The 14,672-nt window shown below is 54.6% G+C and carries 14 protein-coding genes; 4 read left to right on the forward strand and 10 right to left on the reverse strand.

The annotated features are described in order from the left end of the window. The first annotated feature begins 305 nt into the window (after positions 1 to 305). From FE845_RS17230 to amn, 3 genes are all read left to right on the forward strand, one after another. Positions 306 to 971 (forward strand): HAD family hydrolase, encoded by a 666-nt coding sequence (locus FE845_RS17230; RefSeq protein WP_200367472.1) that lies wholly within the window; start codon positions 306 to 308, stop codon positions 969 to 971. A gap of 227 nt (positions 972 to 1,198) precedes the next feature. Next, a complete protein-coding gene (locus FE845_RS17235; protein WP_200367474.1) occupies positions 1,199 to 2,653 on the forward strand; it encodes an MFS transporter in 1,455 nt (484 codons plus the stop codon). Positions 2,654 to 2,678: 25 nt separating this feature from the next. Then, complete coding sequence (gene amn, locus FE845_RS17240; protein WP_200367476.1) at positions 2,679 to 4,154, forward strand: AMP nucleosidase; 1,476 nt, start codon at positions 2,679 to 2,681, stop codon at positions 4,152 to 4,154. A gap of 14 nt (positions 4,155 to 4,168) precedes the next feature. Here the strand turns inward: amn and FE845_RS17245 are convergent, their stop codons facing one another. The 6 genes from FE845_RS17245 to FE845_RS17270 are packed head-to-tail and all read right to left on the reverse strand — an operon-like array spanning position 4,169 to position 8,779. Continuing rightward, on the reverse strand, positions 4,169 to 4,594 hold the full coding sequence (locus tag FE845_RS17245) for a secondary thiamine-phosphate synthase enzyme YjbQ (RefSeq protein WP_200367478.1): 426 nt from the start codon (positions 4,592 to 4,594) through the stop codon (positions 4,169 to 4,171). A gap of 15 nt (positions 4,595 to 4,609) precedes the next feature. Further along, the gene (locus tag FE845_RS17250) at positions 4,610 to 5,674 is read right to left on the reverse strand and encodes a succinylglutamate desuccinylase/aspartoacylase family protein (RefSeq protein ID WP_200367480.1); all 1,065 of its coding nucleotides are present in this window, start codon (positions 5,672 to 5,674) and stop codon (positions 4,610 to 4,612) included. A gap of 3 nt (positions 5,675 to 5,677) precedes the next feature. Then, entirely contained in the window at positions 5,678 to 6,583 is a 906-nt protein-coding gene (gene rimK / locus FE845_RS17255; protein ID WP_200367482.1) for a 30S ribosomal protein S6--L-glutamate ligase, read from the reverse strand. Next, entirely contained in the window at positions 6,580 to 7,077 is a 498-nt protein-coding gene (locus FE845_RS17260; protein WP_200367484.1) for an ATP-dependent zinc protease, read from the reverse strand. The genes rimK and FE845_RS17260 overlap by 4 nt, the downstream gene beginning before the upstream one ends. Beyond that, complete coding sequence (locus FE845_RS17265; RefSeq protein WP_413785092.1) at positions 7,058 to 7,945, reverse strand: mechanosensitive ion channel family protein; 888 nt, start codon at positions 7,943 to 7,945, stop codon at positions 7,058 to 7,060. Before FE845_RS17265 ends, FE845_RS17260 begins: the two co-directional genes overlap by 20 nt. Positions 7,946 to 7,969: 24 nt before the next feature. After that, on the reverse strand, positions 7,970 to 8,779 hold the full coding sequence (locus FE845_RS17270) for a hypothetical protein (protein ID WP_200367486.1): 810 nt from the start codon (positions 8,777 to 8,779) through the stop codon (positions 7,970 to 7,972). Between the two features lie 156 nt (positions 8,780 to 8,935). On the opposite strand from FE845_RS17270, the gene phrB reads away from it, so the two are divergent. Further along, complete coding sequence (gene phrB / locus FE845_RS17275) at positions 8,936 to 10,354, forward strand: deoxyribodipyrimidine photo-lyase (RefSeq protein ID WP_200367488.1); 1,419 nt, start codon at positions 8,936 to 8,938, stop codon at positions 10,352 to 10,354. A 215-nt stretch (positions 10,355 to 10,569) separates the two neighbouring features. On the opposite strand, the gene FE845_RS17280 is transcribed toward phrB, so the two are convergent. Genes FE845_RS17280 through hemA form a run of 4 tightly spaced genes read right to left on the reverse strand, consistent with a single transcriptional unit; the run spans position 10,570 to position 14,539 of the window. After that, positions 10,570 to 11,319, reverse strand: a complete 750-nt coding sequence (locus tag FE845_RS17280; RefSeq protein WP_200367490.1) for a molybdopterin-synthase adenylyltransferase MoeB — start codon at positions 11,317 to 11,319, stop codon at positions 10,570 to 10,572. Beyond that, positions 11,309 to 12,175 carry a peptide chain release factor N(5)-glutamine methyltransferase gene (gene prmC, locus FE845_RS17285; RefSeq protein WP_200367492.1) on the reverse strand — a complete coding sequence of 289 codons (867 nt, stop codon included), beginning with the start codon at positions 12,173 to 12,175 and terminating at the stop codon, positions 11,309 to 11,311. Before prmC ends, FE845_RS17280 begins: the two co-directional genes overlap by 11 nt. Further along, on the reverse strand, positions 12,165 to 13,253 hold the full coding sequence (gene prfA, locus FE845_RS17290; protein ID WP_200367494.1) for a peptide chain release factor 1: 1,089 nt from the start codon (positions 13,251 to 13,253) through the stop codon (positions 12,165 to 12,167). The genes prmC and prfA overlap by 11 nt, the downstream gene beginning before the upstream one ends. Next, positions 13,250 to 14,539 (reverse strand): glutamyl-tRNA reductase, encoded by a 1,290-nt coding sequence (gene hemA, locus FE845_RS17295; protein WP_200367496.1) that lies wholly within the window; start codon positions 14,537 to 14,539, stop codon positions 13,250 to 13,252. Before hemA ends, prfA begins: the two co-directional genes overlap by 4 nt. Positions 14,540 to 14,672: the final 133 nt, after the last annotated feature.

Genomic DNA, 14,672 nt, shown 5'->3' on the forward strand with positions numbered 1-14,672 from the left:
AAATGGGCGGCATTTACGCCTGATATTGGCTATTTTATGTTCAACTCTGGCGCTGCCGAATGAATCAACTAAGACCAGTGAGTTGTTGGCTCTCTGAAAGTGGCATTTTTGCAGGGGCGACGACTTAATGCTGGCTTTCATTGCGCACACTGCAGGAGAGAAAGCAGCCGGTCGGGTTCAGTTCAGCTCAGAGTATTACCCCGATCCAACCGTTTACGGGCAACCTGAACAGCACCCAGATGCGCCGATGTACCTAAAACGCCACTGAACTTCCATTACAACCCCCTCTCAGGAACCGCCACAACATGTCCATTCAAGCTGTACTCTTTGACCACGACGGAACATTAGTCAACTCCGAACCAACCCACCTGAAACTATGGAATGCGGTTCTTCGTGATTATGGCGTTGAGCTTTCAGACCACGAGTACAAGGATCGATACGCAGGCGTTCCAACCCCAACCAATGCCTCTGATCTGATCAGTCGATTTCGCATTCCGTCCACCGCAGAAAATCTAATAGCGGCGAAGCAACGTCAAACCAAGCAGTATCTGGAGGAGCAGTCTTTTCCGCTTATGCAGGGCGCTTCCGAAACGATCTTTGCGCTTCATGAGTTAGGTTTAAAGCTCGGTGTTGTGACCGGCGCAAGTGCGCACGGTTTGGGTGTAACCCTTCGTGCCAATAAGTTCGAATCGCTATTTAGCCTCACTGTATCGGGAGACGATGTGCTCAGAAGCAAGCCCGCGCCGGATTGCTACCTACTGGCTCTGGAACACCTTTCGCTGCAACCAGAACACTGCATAGCGATTGAGGATACAGAACACGGGCTACGCGCAGCAGCAGCGGCTGGCATTCGATGTTTGGCCATACCCACAGACATGTCCAAACACCACGATTTCTCTCTAGCTACTGCGGTTTTGCCAGATATGAACGCCGCATTTGAATATATTAAAGAACGCTCCGCGCAAGCATAAACGTTCAGCTTTCCTTGGAGAGAGATGCTTCTTTGGTTTGTGCTCGATATAAGAGGTTCTGAAGAGCCCGTCAAAATCAGCGACAATACCGCTCTGCGGCTCAAGAAGCTCATTGCCCCTCTTTTGGTTACCAATCTATTTTCTTCACGCCATTGGGCAGTTGAGCATTAAACGCTTACCATCATCATTGACACCCACACAGCGTTAGTGACGGATATGGTTTCTAGATGACTCAACCCGCCTCAAAGCCAAACACCACCCCCAACACCATCAGCGACTCCGAGCGCTGGCGCGTTCTTATGGTGCTACTCATGGCGATTTTTATGTCGTTGATGAGTGTGAGTGTGATTAATGTAGCTTTGGCATCGATTCAGGAAGGGCTAAACGCCAGCCAATCCGATATCCAATGGGTGCTCTCCGGTTATGCACTCACCTTCGGCGTGGTGCTGGTGAGTGCGGGCCGTGCCGGGGATCTTATGGGGCGTGGCGGCTTTTTCATTTTGGGGGTTTCCATATTCACCCTCGCCTCAGTAGCCGCCGGGCTAGCGCCGGATGCGGATTGGCTTAATGCGGCTCGTTTTGTTCAGGGTGTCGGGTCCGGGTTTCTGAACCCTCAGGGCATTGGCATGATTCAGCAATATTTTCAGGGGCCGGATCGCGGTCGCGCTTTTGGTTTTTTTGGCACCACGGTGGGTGTTTCTGTTGCCATCGGGCCTGTTCTGGGGGGCACTCTGATTCACCTCGGTGGCGACGAGATAGGCTGGCGCCTGACGTTTCTGATCAACGTGCCTATAGGCTTGTTAACCATAGCGCTGGCACTGCGCTGGTTCCCCCGGCCGCTGATACACAAGCCCAAATCTCTGGCAAATAAGGGCCTGAGATCGCTCGACCCGGTAGGCGCTCTGCTGGTGGGTTTGGGTGTATTGGCGGTTCTCTATCCTTTTGTTGAGTCACGCTCATCCCGGTTGATTTGGCTACTGCTGCCCGCTGGTCTTCTGCTGTTTTATCTTTGGGTGCTGTGGGAGCGTTGGTATAAACGGCGGGGCTACAGCCCCATGGTGGACTTGAAAATTTTTTCCACGTCCAGCTACCGTAATGGCAGTGTCATCATGTTTCTGTATTTTCTGGGCATGACCAGTGTTTGGGTGCTAATCCCCTTGTACGCTCAGCAAGGTGTGGGTTTTTCGGCGTTTGAAGCCGGCATGATCGGCATTCCTTCGGCTTTGCTCTCGGCCTGGTCGTCCAACTGGGCGGGCAAGCGGGTCAACCATTACGGACGTAAGGTTGTCATCGGCGGGCTGATGTTTGCGGTATTCGGATTGCTGTCCAGTATCGCAGTGGTGCTATTGCACACCTATGCCGGCCTGAGTATCTGGTGGCTGCTGTTGTCTCTGGCTTTTTTTGGTCTCGGCCAAGGCTCGGTAATCAGCCCCAACCAAACCCTCACCCTGGCTGAAGTACCTCTCGCCTATGCAGGCAGTTCCGGGGCCATCATGCAAACCGGGCAGCGTATTGGTACTTCGGTGGGCATTGCGGTTATCACGGCCATTGTGTTCGCCGTGCGCCCTTACAGCTCATGGCACACCGCTGTGAGTATTGGGCTGCTGGCGATTACGCTGTTCGTTCTGTTAGCGTTAGCCATGGCGTTTAAAGATTTGCGCGACAGAAGCGCGCAGCACTGACGGTAAAACAACTCTGAGGCATGCCGTGACACTATCCAGCGATGATAATTTTATTGAAGTAACCACCCCGGAAGCGGCGGTTGATCGTCTTGCGGCACTTTATGAGCAAGCCACTGGTGCGTTGCGTGCAGCGCTGAAGCAATACCTTACTGACCGCCAGCTGCCACAGCAGTCCCAGTGTGCCTTTCGTTATCCTGAGTTGCGCCTGACCTATCAGGCTCAGGGTGAGGTTCCCAGCAGTGTACGCGCCTATGCGCGGCTTCAGGTGCCGGGTGTTTACACCATTACGGTAACCCAACCGGAGGCTTTCCGGCGTTATCTGGAAAACCAGCTGGAGCATATCATGGGGGATTTCACCGTTCTGGTGGAGGTAGGTTGGAGTCAGGTTAAAATCCCCTACCCCTATGTTGTTGAACAGGGCGATGAGCTGGGCGCTTCGGGCGTTACCGCCAGCGAACTGTCTCGGATTTTCCCCAGCACCGATCTATCCGCAACCGACGATGGCACAGCCGATGGCCTGCGCGACTGGCAGGAGCTTGAAGAACTACCGTTGGCCCTGTTCGATGCCTCTCGCACGGATTTTTCCTTGCGGCGTTTGGTGCATTACACCGGCAGTGACTGGCAACACGTGCAGCGTTGGATATTGCTGACCAACTACCATCGCTATGTTGACCAGTTCATCCGCCATGGGCTCGATATGCTATTGGGAAGCTCCCGCTTTCAGAGCATGGTATTGCCCGGGAATGTGGTGATTGAGCGGGGTATGCCCGAAGAAGACATGCAGGCGCTTGTAGATTCTGTGGTCTGGCACAGGTTCCAGATGCCTGCCTATCACCTGAAAGCAAAGGAGCCGGGCCAGGGTGTTACGTTGGTCAACATTGGCGTGGGGCCTTCCAATGCCAAAAACATCACCGACCACCTCGCCGTAATACGCCCGCACTGCTGGCTGATGATTGGCCATTGCGGTGGGCTGCGGCAGTCTCAGGTGATTGGGGACTATGTACTGGCCCATGCTTATATGCGCCGAGACGGCATTCTTGATCGGGTGCTGCCGCCAAACATTCCTTTACCGGCGTTGGCCGAGGTGCAGCAAGTGCTACAGCAGGCTGCGGCGGAGATTACCGGCGACGAGGGCGACACGCTTCGGCGCCGACTGCGCACCGGCACGGTGTTAACCTACGATGACCGTAACTGGGAGCTGCGCTGGGCGCAGGAGCGTTCGCAAATTAATCTTGCCCGCGCCATCGCAGTCGATATGGAGAGCGGCACCATCGCCGCGCAGGGGTATCGGTTTCGCGTACCCTATGGCACCTTGCTGTGTGTGAGCGACAAACCACTGCATAGTGAGATCAAACTACCCGGCGCCGCAAGTGCTTTTTACGAGAGTGCGGTTACCCAGCATTTGCATATCGGCATCCGCGCTCTGGAGCTGATGCGCAGTGAGCGTTACACCTTGCATTCTCGCAAGCTGCGTAGCTTTGATGAACCGCCCTTTCGCTAAATGAAGGCTCGCGCTCACCATCTACCCTGCAAGGTCGCCACAATTCGCCGCCCGTCTGCCCTGTCTCTGTGCTCGCAAAGATAGATACCCTGCCAGGTTCCAAGGGCTAACTGCCCATGGTGTACAGGCAGGGTGAGTGACGGGCCTATGAGGATGCTTTTGATATGGGCTGGCATGTCATCCGGCCCTTCCATCACATGCTCATAGTGTGGTGCCCGTTCGGGCACCATCACGTTGAAGTGGCGTTCAAGGTCACCGCGCACGTCTGGGTCTGCGTTTTCGTTGACTGCCAGTGAGGCTGAGGTGTGCTGAATAAATAGGTGCAACAGCCCTACTTCGCAGTTGGTCATATCCGGCGCCTGCGCGAGGATTTCATTGGTTACCAAATGAAATCCTCGCGCCAGAGGTGCCAGGTCAACGAATGTCTGATCCCAAATCATGGCGGCTCCTATGGTTTATTTCTGCAACTCATCCCAAGGGTGCATGGGCACAACTGCTTCACTGACTTCCGTCTCAAAGGAGCTTCGGAAGTAATCCATGGCTTTCTCTGCCTCATTAAGCTCGTCAAATCGGGCTATGTGGTAGATGGCTTCGCCTTCGTTAACCAGCGGCAGGTTGTTCACGCAGATAACAATGCCTGAGCAAGGTGACACAATCGCCGTTTCAGACTCGCCAAACGGATCGGCCACCATGGCCAGCTTCTGACCTTTGCGTACTTTCTGCCCAAGCTTTGCAACCGGCCGCATGATGCCATCAATCTCTGCCCTCACCCATTGGGAGCTGGCTGCAATTTCCGAGCGCTTTTTCACTGTTGAGCGCCCCTTCCGTGGCGGAACCATTTCCAGCTCACGCATCACTCGCATCACACCTTTTACCCCACTGCCGATGACAACATCGTCAAAGCGCAAGGCTTCGCCGCCTTCGTAGGTAATAACGGGGATATCCAACGAGTCGGCATAGGCACGCAAACTGCCTTCTCGCAGGCCCGCATCAATAATCACCGGTGCCGCAAACGCTTCTGCCATTCGCGCAGTTTCGGGGTTCTTCAGTTCAGCCCGCACCTGCGGCAGGTTGAAGCGGTGAATGGCGCCCGTGTGCAAATCGATGATGTGGGTTACATGCTCCATAATCTGCGTACGCAGAAGGTAAGCAATACGGCCGCCCAGAGAGCCTCTTTCGCTACCCGGGAAACAGCGGTTGAGGTCTCGCCTGTCTGGCAAATAACGGGTGCGGTGAACAAACCCAAAAATGTTCACGATGGGCACTGCTATCAAGGTACCGCGCAGGTTGCGAAGTGCTGAATTGGTGAGCACACGGCGCACAATTTCCACACCGGCAATTTCATCACCGTGTATGGCTCCACACACCATCAGTACCGGGCCATCACGCCGACCGTGCACAATTTCCACGGGAATGTGCAAAGGGGTATGGGTGTACAGTTTCGCAATAGGAATTTCTATCGTCTGCCGGGTGCCGGGTTTTACCTGCACTCCGGCCATTTCAAAGGGCGCTCGCGCCATCGATTATCCTCTGCCTTTGGTTTTGGTGCGCCAGGGCGCATGGTTTTTTTCAATCCAGTTCACAATCATGCCCGCTACGTTTTTGCCGGTAGCGTTTTCGATGCCTTCCAGCCCGGGTGAGGAGTTAACCTCCATCACCAAAGGCCCACGGCTTGAGCGCAACAAATCCACACCGGCCACATTCAGGCCCATGGCTTTTGCGGCTGTAATGGCTGTTTTGCGCTCTTCCGGCGTAATCCGAACCAGAGACGCGCTGCCCCCACGGTGCAAATTGGACCGAAATTCTCCTTCGGCACCTTGGCGCTTCATAGCAGCGATAACTTTATCGCCAATCACGAAGCAGCGAATATCGGCACCGCCCGCCTCCTTGATGAATTCCTGTACAAGAATGTCTGCCTTGAGCCCCATAAAGGCTTCAATCACGCTTTCTGCCGCGGTGCGGGTTTCCGCCAATACTACGCCAATCCCCTGAGTACCCTGCAAAAGCTTGATCACCACCGGCGCACCGCCGACCATCTTCAGCAGTTCAGGCACGTTATCCGGCTTGTTGGCAAACCCGGTTATGGGCATGCCTACGCCTTTTCTGGCAAGCAATTGCAGAGAGCGTAGCTTGTCCCTTGAACGGGTGATGGCAACAGACTCGTTCACCGGGAAGGTTCCCATCATTTCAAACTGGCGCAAAACCGCGGTGCCATAGAAGGTAACGGACGCCCCGATACGGGGGATAATCACGTCAAAATTCTCAAGAACTTCTTCGTGGTAATGAATTTTCGGGTTGGCCGACGTGATGTTCATGGAACAGTGCAGGCAGTCAATTACCTTCACTTCATGGCCACGGTTAATCCCCTCTTCCACCAAGCGGCGGGTGGAGTACAAATGCCGGTTACGGGATAGAACTGCAATTTTCATTTTTCAGGCCTTAAAGCCGGTTCACCGGCGAGATAGGAGGCTTCGGGATAAATCGTAGTGCGGCCCGCCATTGCGGTACGCCCTAGCAGCATACGGAATCGCATGGTATCCCGGTTTGTTAGCGTCATTTCAATGGGCCAGCTTTCGCCACCAACAATCAGAGTGGTCTCAATCACCAGCCGTAATTCTTTGTGCCCACCAGAATCCGACACATCACGCTCATCAAGAACGCGAGCATCACACTCCACAACGTGGTGCATATCATTCTGTACCGGGTGAACCCAAAACCTAACCCGGCGCTCACCATTCTGCGTGTAAGGCTCTGTGCGAAATGTATGCAGACAGGAGGTGCGGGCGCCGGTATCCACCTTGGCTTTAATACGGTTTATATCCAGCTCTGGCAGAGCCACCCATTCCCTCCAGCCTAGGCTGATTTTGTTGTCAGCAGGTGTCGGCTCAACGGTTTTGAGGGCTTCAACTGTCTTTTTCGACATCCAACAGTTCCTTTTCAGTGGATTTTTCCGGCGCCAGCAACTGCACTTTGAAGGGCTCGGAATGACTGCCAGCGTAGATGCTGGTGTGTGGAAAGGGTATTTCTATGCCTGCCCTATCCAGCGTTTTCTTTATGGCAACGAGCATACCGCTTTTGCCCTCAAGCACCTTGTCTTTAGGCACCCAGAAGGAAAACTGCAAATCTACCGAAGAAGGGCCAAACGCTGTAACCAACACAAACGCTTTGGGCTCTTCCAAACAAGCAGGGTTCTTTTCTGCCAGTTCCAATAGAAGCTTTTCCACCTTCTCAGCATCTTCAGCATAGGCAATCCCCACCTGAAGGTCGATTCTGCGAATGGGAAAACGTGAACGGTTAACAACCGGCGTCTTGATCAAGGTTTCATTGGGTATGCGAACGTAGACGTTATCTCTGGTGCGCAGCTTTACACTGAGCATGTCGATACCTACAACTTCGCCCATGATGGCTTCTACTTCAATGAAGTCACCGATTTCAAAGGGTTTTTCAACAAGCAAAAACAACCCGCTGATCATATTGGATGCCGAGGTTTGCGATGCAAAACCGATAGCCACGGTAAGAATACCTGCTGCGCCCAGCACCACATCCAGCGAGAAACCTGCCTCTCTGAGCGCCGCCACACCAAACAGTAAAAAGATAATGTAGAACACCAGCCGCCGAACCATAACGGTATGGTGCCGTGAACTGCGTTTTACCATCACCTTTGAAACGCTTCGGGCCGCTAATGAGGCCAGAACAATGCCAAGCACCAGCAAAAAGCCGGAACTGAGCCACTGCCCCCAAGCTATGTCTGTAAACACATTCAGCGCTCCCGTTTTAAGATCTTCAGCCACAAGGGTTACTCCGTAGAATGCGCATTAACCAAACACCCTGTCGATAGCCCGCACCAAGCGTCCTCTCGCAGCTTTTTCCCGTGCTGGTGCCACTTGTTTGCAAGGACCCGCCGCAACAAGCAAGCTTTCATCCACATGCAGGCTCGCAGAATTCATATCTGTTGCAACCTCTACAACCACGCCCGGTGTCCATAATTGCCCGCGCTCATTCTGGTGCAGCGAGAGTAAAGGTGTGGGCAGGCTGAAGCGCTCCAACAACAAAGGCTCCGTTCTGCGGTTAATAATCGTAACCGGAGTGGTTGCCCGCCATGCACGCTTGGGTAAAGCGTCGAGCACCAAACGGCCAAAACTTGACGATGAATAACACAGCTCGCCTTCCATGGTATTTCTACCCACCCAAGTGAGCGAGGGCACCGCTAAGGGAACCTCGGTTAAGAGGGTTTGGTTAGGCCCGGCACAGACTTTCATCCAAACCACCGTGCCCACATAAATGGTGCATCGGGTGCCGCCGGGAATAGTCAGCGGGTGATAGGGCCGAATCACCGTTGGACGATTCGCCACCGCAGGTACAAAGGTTACCGTTGAGGACTTGCCCTCGCGGATAAACCGCTGCAAAGACACGCTTGTGTGCGGAAGTTGGTGGCCTATGGATTCTGTCCAACCCACGGGGTCAGTCTCGGGTGCCCGGGTTTCGGAGCGCACCTGCCATTCTTGGTCCAGAAGAGTGACCCACAGCCGAACATGCCCAAGTTTGTGGTGCTGGGTTTGACCAGAGGCTAGCTCATAGGGTTGAGCCCAAACTCCGTCACGCCGGCTTTCGGTTTCAGTATCCATAAACGCTGTCTATCTCCCACGAATACGGCTGGTAAAGTTGCGACAACTATAATCCAATCAGTGACCCCGGGCGAATATCCAACTATGTGATTTTATTGCCACAGTGCGATGTAATTACCCTTACATTCAACGCCGGAAACCGACACGGAATTACTCATGACACAACTGGTTTGGTTTAGAAACGACCTAAGAATCGCCGACAACCCCGCCCTTACCGCTGCTTGCAAAGAATCCGACCCGTCGGGAAGCCGAGCGCAGGTTCGTGCCTGTTTCATCCTCACACCGGCACAATGGCAGGAGCACGACTGGTCGCCAGCGAGAGTGCAGTTTGTTGTTGCCCACGCAAACGCACTGGCCGAAGAATTGGCAAAACTCGGCATACCTTTGTCTTTTATAGAGGCCGAACACTTCAGCGATAGCCTCACAGCGCTTGAAAACCATTGCCGTGAACATGGCGTTCACCAACTGCACTTTAATGAAGAGTATGGCATCAACGAGCGCAAGCGCGACAAAGCCGTAAAACATCGCTTTGACGAACTGGACATAAAAACCCGCAAGTACCGCGACCAAACCGTCGCGCCGGTAGGCGAGATACTAACGGGTCAGGGCGAGCCCTATTCCGTGTTCACTCCTTTCTCCCGACGCTGGCGCAACTGGATTGACGAGGCCCAACCAACACTCTACTCGGTTCCTCACGCACAGGGCGACCCGATTAAAGCGGAACGCATACAAAGCATTCCCGAAGGCTTCAAAAATGCCCCGCCTGCTTTGGTAGACACCGGAGAAGATGCCGCGCATTCACAGCTTGAACGCTTTCTCAGCGAACAGGGCGGCGCCTACAAGGAACAAAGAGATTTCCCCGCCCTTGATGGCACCAGCCAACTTTCTCCTTACCTCGCCAACGGCGTACTCTCCGGCCGCCAGTGCTTGATAGCGGCGCGGCAAGCGCAAAGTATGGGCGGCAATCAAGAAGGCTTCCTAACGTGGATAAACGAAATCGCCTGGCGGGATTTCTATATCCATACGTTGTACCACTGCCCGAGGGTGAGCATGCACCGCGCCTTCAAGCCGGAAACCGAAGCACTGCAATGGAACGACCCCGGCGCGCACTTCGAGGCGTGGAAAACCGGCAACACAGGCATTCCTTTAGTAGACGCAGCCATGCGCCAGCTCAACCAAACCGGCTGGATGCACAACCGATTGCGCATGGTTACAGCGATGTTCCTGACCAAAAACCTGTTTATCGACTGGCGGCTGGGCGAGGCGTATTTCATGTCAAAACTGGTGGATGGCTTTCTGGCCTCCAACAACGGCGGCTGGCAATGGAGCGCGTCAACCGGCACCGATGCTGCGCCTTACTTCCGGGTATTCAACCCGGTGACTCAGAGTGAGCGTTTTGACCCGAAGGGTGAGTTCATTCGCAAGTGGGTGCCTGAGTTGGCAAAGCTGGATAACAAACGCATTCACGATCCGTCTAAAGGCGGTGTTATTCCGGGTGGATACCCAAGGCCTATTGTTGATTTGAAGGAGAGTAGAAAGGAGGCGATCGCCAGATTTAAAGCGTTAAAGGAGTAGGTGCAGACTGGGTGCCTACGCAGGCGGGGAAGCCTCTCCAAAACACGCTGTGAATACGTCCCTGTACGCTCGGCTCCGCCTCTCACTGCTTATTGCTCCTGCGTCGCAGTGAGAGTCCTGGGGTAGCCATCCTTGGCCACCCCGTGAAGAGCCCTCGCTCTTCACCCATGGCTCCGCACGGTTTTGGAGAGGCTTCCCCGCCCGCGTATATCAGCTTATTTCTTTCCGCAAACCGGGCAATCAGGGTCTTTTGCAAGCTTCATTTCACGCCACTGCATTTCCCACGCATCCAGAATCAGCAGCCTGCCCACAAGTGGAGTGCCTACCCCGGAAAGCACTTTAATAGCCTCCATCGCCTGAACCGAGCCAATCATGCCAACCAGCGGCGCAATCACCCCAGCTTCGGAACAGGTCAGATCTTCATTGCCCTGCTCTGGGTATAAACAGTGATAGCAAGGGGACTCGGGGTTTCTACTGTCATACACGCTGATTTGACCTTCACCCCGTATAGCTGCGCCCGAAATAAGCGGCACACCCGCCGCCACACAGGCGCGGTTAAGAGCAAATCTCGTGGCAAAGTTATCCGAGCAATCCAAAGCCAAGCTGGCTCCAGCCACTTCCTGCGCAAAACCATCCTGATCAAGGCGACGATTAACCACGGAGATAGATATGGCCGGATTGATGCCACGCACACGAGCGGCCAGCGTCTCTGCTTTGGACTCGCCAATTTGTGCGGTTTCAAACGCTATTTGCCGCTGCAAATTAGGCAATTCGATAACATCGTCATCTACCAACGTTAAATGGCCAACACCAGCAGAGCCCAAATAAAGCGCAACCGGGCAACCCAACCCGCCAGAGCCGACAATCACAACCCGGGCAGACTTCAACGCCTGCTGGCCAGCGATATCAAAACGAGGCATCAAAATCTGTCGGCTAAAGCGCAGGAGTTCTTCATCAGTGAGCATGGAGGTCTCCTTGTTGGGGCCATTGGCCCAGAGTCATGCGGTCGTTGCCGCCATAGTCTTTCCGGCTTTCCACCTTAGCAAACCCTCGGGTGGAGAGTAGTTCTTGCACTGCGCTTGCTTGATCAAATCCGTGCTCAAGAAGCAGCCAGCCTTCAGCCTTTAGCCATTCAGGCGCTTCGTTCACAATAAAACGGATATCGTCCAGACCATCAGCGCCGGATACCAGTGCAGAGGCGGGTTCAAATCGAACATCGCCTTCACCAAGATGGCGATCGCCCGAGGCAATATAAGGTGGGTTCGACACAATCAGGTCGAAACGGCCCGCGGGCAACCCGGCAAACCATCGGCTGTGGAAAACCTCTACAGGCAACTTCAGCTGACTGGCGTTTTCCTGTGCCAGTGCTACTGCATCTTCCATGAGGTCGCAGGCGGTGATTTGCCACTCGGGCCGTTCGCTCGCCAGCGCCAAAGCGATGGCGCCCGTGCCGGTGCCAAGGTCAACAACCTGAGCATTCTCCGGCAGTGGTAATTCTAGCGCCTGCTCCACAAGGCACTCGGTGCCTGGGCGCGGAATAAGCGTACTTTTGCTGACTTTAAACGGAAGTGACCAGAACTCTTGCTGGCCTAACAGGTAGGCAATCGGTACACCCTCAATACGCTTTGCCACTAATGCTTCGAATTCTGCCGCTAATTGCGCTTCCACTTCACGCTCAGGGAATGCCCGAAAGCCAGAACGGCTAAGGCCGGTTATATGGGCGAGAAGCAATTCGGCATCAAGCCGCGAGGTGTCACTGGCGATGCGGCGCGCAGCTTGTTCTAACAATGCCTCGCAGGTTGGTAAGGGCTTACTCGTCATCGGAAAGCGTGGCCAGAAGCTCCGCCTGATGCTCTTGCTGAAGCGGCACAACCACGGAATCCAAATCTCCAGCAATCACATCATCAAGCTTATACAGCGTGAGGTTAATGCGATGATCCGTTACCCGGCCCTGAGGGAAGTTGTAAGTGCGGATACGCTCAGAGCGGTCGCCACTGCCAACCAGACTTTTGCGGGTTTCTGCCATGGATTTTTGCTGTCGCTCAGTTTCGACATTTTGCAGCCTTGATGCCAGAAAGCTCATGGCCTTGGCACGGTTTTTATGCTGCGAACGCTCTTCCTGACACTCCACCACAATGCCGCTTGGCAGGTGGGTAATCCGGATGGCGGAGTCGGTTTTGTTAACGTGCTGGCCGCCCGCGCCCGAGGATCGGAAGGTGTCCACACGCAGGTCGGCTTTGTTGATCTCGATAGCCTCAGCCTCATCGGCCTCAGGCATAACGGCAACGGTGCAGGCCGATGTGTGAATACGGCCTTGAGATTCGGTTTCCGGCACCCGCTGTACCCGGTGCGCGCCAGACTCGAACTTTAGTGCACCGTACACAGCATCTCCGGCTACCCGTGCGATAATTTCCTTGTAGCCGCCGTGTTCGCCTTCGTTCTCGCTCAGCACTTCTATCTGCCAGCGCCTGCCTTCAGCGTACCGGCTGTACATACGAAACAGATCACCTGCAAAAATGGCTGCCTCGTCGCCGCCAGTTCCCGCGCGAATTTCCAGAAACACGTTTTTGCCATCGTTCGGATCTTTCGGCAGCATCAAACGCTGCAATTCTTCATCCAAGGCTTCGGTTTTTTGCTCGGCAATTTCAAGCTCTTCTGCGGCCATCTCGCGCATGTCCGCGTCGCCGTCTTTCGCCAGCTCTTTGGCCTCTTCAATATCTTCCAGCGACTGCTTCCAAGCCTGAAAACACTGAACCACAGGCTCGATTTCGGAAAACTCCCGGGATAGTTCTCGGAATTTATCCTGTTTGGCGATGGTTGCGGGGTCGCTGAGCAAAGCACTCACCTCCTCGAAGCGCTCAACAAGTTGCTCGAGGCGGGACTGAATGGATGGTTTCATATTTTTTCCGGGGTGGTCGTCGCGTCTGCGTCCAACGTGTCAAGCTGATGCAATTCTCTTAGCCATTCGGTCACCTCGGTGCGTCCTTCGGTGGTGGCCTTGCGAACCTGTATGGATGGCTCGTGCAGGAGTTTGTTTGTAAGGCCTCGCGCCAAGCTGCGCAACGCGGTTTCGGGGTCGCCACCATTACGCAGGGCGCGCAGGGCTTTTTCCGTTTCTATATCGCGTAGCACTTCCGCTCGCTGTCGAAACTGTTTAAGTGTGGAAACCGCATCCAAGGCACGCAGCTGGCTAAGGAATTCTTGCACACCATTGGCGATGAGGTTTTCCGCTTCGCGGGCGGCGCCTTCACGAGTCCGGATATTTTCTTCGATGACTTGGCGCAGGTCGTCAACGGTATAAAGGTACACGTCCGCCAAAGAGGCAACTTCCGGTTCGATATCCCTGGGTACGGCAATATCGACCATAAAAAAGGGTCGGTGTTTACGTTTCTTCAACGAGCGCTCTACGGCACCTTTACCAAGAATAGGCAGAGGGCTGGCCGTGGACGAGATGATGATATCAACGTCGGCCAAATAGTCCGGTATCTCGGAGAGCAGGATGCCCTTCCCGCCTCGGGATTCTGCTAACGCCTGAGCCCGCTCAAGCGTGCGGTTGGCAACAATAAAGTTCTTCACACCGGCCTCTGCAAGGTGTCGGGCAACCAACTCGATGGTTTTACCGGCACCAATCAGCAACGCCTTGTTCTTCGACATGTCTGCAAAAATGCGGTGCGCCATGCTCACGGCGGCATAGGCGACAGACACAGGGTTCTCACCAATGGCAGTCTGGGTGCGCACTCGCTTGGCAACGGAGAAAGTTTGCTCAAACATGCGAGAAAGGAAGGACCCACTGCCGCCATGCTCTCGCGCCAGCGCGTAAGCGTCTTTCAACTGGCCGAAAATTTGCGGCTCGCCTAAAACCATGGAGTCCAAACCAGCCGCCACACGCATCACGTGGCGTACGGCATCTGCGTCCCGGTGCACATAAAGGACTTCTTCCAGCTCGGCCGCATCCAAATCATGAAACCCGGCCAGCCAACGCAAGACCAGAGGCGCACAGTCGTCATCGCCCGCCAAATAGAGCTCAGTGCGGTTGCAGGTAGAAAGAATGGCGGCCTCACTGGCGCCAGACGCCGCCCGCAACTCTGCAAACGCCTCTGACATACGCTCAGGCGTAAACGCGACACGCTCCCTTAATTCAACAGGCGCGGTGCGATGATTGATTCCCAGCGTTAGCAGTGCCATTTCTTGGTTCTACAATCCTCTACCGATGAACTGAGTAAATAAACACCATTGTGCAGGCATTTTAGCGGCCAGAGCCCTTAGCTGCCACCCATAACCACTTAAGCTTCGGGAAGTGCGGACAGGTTGGGCAAGA

The sequence above is a fragment of the Marinobacter sp. 1-4A genome, assembly GCF_016597725.1.
In the GTDB taxonomy this organism is placed as follows: Bacteria; Pseudomonadota; Gammaproteobacteria; order Pseudomonadales; family Oleiphilaceae; genus Marinobacter.

Excerpts from the sequence above, each read along its gene's own strand:
- FE845_RS17230 (WP_200367472.1), top strand. The coding sequence starts at position 306 with ATGTCCATTCAAGCTGTACTCTTTGACCACGACGGAACATTAGTCAAC.
- FE845_RS17235 (WP_200367474.1), top strand. The coding sequence starts at position 1,199 with ATGACTCAACCCGCCTCAAAGCCAAACACCACCCCCAACACCATCAGC.
- FE845_RS17245 (WP_200367478.1), bottom strand. The coding sequence starts at position 4,594 with ATGATTTGGGATCAGACATTCGTTGACCTGGCACCTCTGGCGCGAGGA.
- FE845_RS17250 (WP_200367480.1), bottom strand. The coding sequence starts at position 5,674 with ATGGCGCGAGCGCCCTTTGAAATGGCCGGAGTGCAGGTAAAACCCGGC.
- rimK (WP_200367482.1), bottom strand. The coding sequence starts at position 6,583 with ATGAAAATTGCAGTTCTATCCCGTAACCGGCATTTGTACTCCACCCGC.
- FE845_RS17260 (WP_200367484.1), bottom strand. The coding sequence starts at position 7,077 with ATGTCGAAAAAGACAGTTGAAGCCCTCAAAACCGTTGAGCCGACACCT.
- FE845_RS17270 (WP_200367486.1), bottom strand. The coding sequence starts at position 8,779 with ATGGATACTGAAACCGAAAGCCGGCGTGACGGAGTTTGGGCTCAACCC.
- phrB (WP_200367488.1), top strand. The coding sequence starts at position 8,936 with ATGACACAACTGGTTTGGTTTAGAAACGACCTAAGAATCGCCGACAAC.
- FE845_RS17280 (WP_200367490.1), bottom strand. The coding sequence starts at position 11,319 with ATGCTCACTGATGAAGAACTCCTGCGCTTTAGCCGACAGATTTTGATG.
- prmC (WP_200367492.1), bottom strand. The coding sequence starts at position 12,175 with ATGACGAGTAAGCCCTTACCAACCTGCGAGGCATTGTTAGAACAAGCT.
- prfA (WP_200367494.1), bottom strand. The coding sequence starts at position 13,253 with ATGAAACCATCCATTCAGTCCCGCCTCGAGCAACTTGTTGAGCGCTTC.
- hemA (WP_200367496.1), bottom strand. The coding sequence starts at position 14,539 with ATGGCACTGCTAACGCTGGGAATCAATCATCGCACCGCGCCTGTTGAA.